The 1,634-nt window shown below is 55.4% G+C and carries 1 protein-coding gene; it reads right to left on the bottom strand.

What is annotated here, in order from left to right; translation table 11 throughout:
• Positions 1-108 precede the first annotated feature (108 nt).
• On the bottom strand, positions 109-1,634 hold a 1,526-nt coding region (gene ptsP / locus FDW87_RS12255), incomplete at its 5' end, for a phosphoenolpyruvate--protein phosphotransferase (RefSeq protein ID WP_252363144.1).

The raw sequence follows: 1,634 nt of genomic DNA, 5'->3' as shown, positions 1-1,634 counted from the left end.
CCTGCATAATGCAGGCGCTCCAAAGGTGCGAATGATAGCACATGGGGATCGCAGCGGATGCCGATTACAGTTAAAAGATATGTATACCTACTGTTACCAGCCCCCGATTCACAATCCCCCGCGAATCAGTCCCCCCATGCCACGGCGTTCCATAAAAGCCGCCACCTGATGGCGTACTTCTGTCGCCATCTGCGCTTCCAGGCTGCGTTGCGCCAGCGTTTGCGCCTCATCAAAATCGATATGGCGCAGCAGATATTTAACGCGAGCCACGGAACGACCGTTCATCGACAAATGGCGAAAACCCAGGCCGATCAGAATGGCCACGCACATCGGGTCGCCCGCCATTTCACCGCACAATCGCAAATCGATACCGCTTCTTTCGGCTTCCTGCGCAATCATCGCCAGCACACGTAACATACCCGGATGCAGGCTGTCATAAATGCTGGCTACCCGTGTATTGTTACGATCGACAGCCAAAATGTACTGGGTGAGATCGTTGGTTCCGACCGAGATAAAGTCTATCCGGTTTATCAGATGCGGCAGCATAAACACCATCGACGGAACTTCCAGCATGATGCCAATGCGCGGTTTTGGGATCGCGTAGCCGATCATCTCTTCCACTTCGCGTCCGGCGCGTTCAATCAAACGTCGCGCTTCGTCCACTTCATCAATGCTGGTGACCATCGGCAGCAAAATGCTCAGGTTGCCGGTTGCCGCGTTGGCACGCAGCATGGCCCGAACCTGGATCAAAAAGATCTCCGGCTGATCGAGCGTTATGCGGATCCCACGCCAGCCAAGGCACGGGTTCTCTTCACTGATCGGCATGTAGGGCAATTGTTTATCGGCGCCGACATCCAGCGTACGCAGAGTCACCGGCTTGTCGTTAAACATTTGCAGCATGCCCTGATACTGCGCAACCTGTTCTTCTTCCGAAGGAAAACCGCTTTGCAGCATGAACGGGATTTCGGTGCGATACAGGCCAATGCCATCGATCCGGCTCCCCAGCTTCTCTTCATGCTCCGGGCTGAGGCCCGCATTGAGCATCACCTTCACACGCTCGCCGCTTTTCAACTGTGCTGGCTGGTTGACGTCATCTTCCGCCAGGCGGCTCAGCTCAATTTCTTCACTGATAAGACGCTGGTATTCCTGGATCAATACCGGTTCTGGATCGACCAGCAGTTCACCGCGATAACCGTCCACTACCAGCGTACGGCGGTGTAACACCGATGGCTGGATATCGGCCCCCATGACGGTAGGGATACCCAGCGCACGAACCATAATAGCCGCATGAGAGTTGGCCGCGCCGTCCCGGACAACCACACCGACTAAGCGGTCCTGAGGAAGTTCCGCCAACGTGGTGGCGGAAAGCTCATCCGCCACCAGCACAAAACGTTCCGGCCAGGTATTCGGCCCCTGGATTGAGTCGTCAAGATGGAACAGTAGACGCTGGCCCAGCGCGCGTAAATCTCCGGCCCGCTCTTTGAGGTAGTTATCACTCAGCGCGGCAAACTGTTCGGCAAACTTTTCAATGATCGTTTTAACGGCCCACTCGGCCACCGAACCGTTATCCACTTCCGCAAACAGCTCACGGCGCAGACGAGTATCGGAAAGCAAGTGTGAATAGAGATCAAAAA

Origin of the sequence: Citrobacter sp. wls826, assembly GCF_005281245.1 — a bacterium.
GTDB lineage: Bacteria > Pseudomonadota > Gammaproteobacteria > Enterobacterales > Enterobacteriaceae > Citrobacter > Citrobacter braakii.
This window is presented reverse-complemented; position numbering and strand designations above follow the sequence as displayed.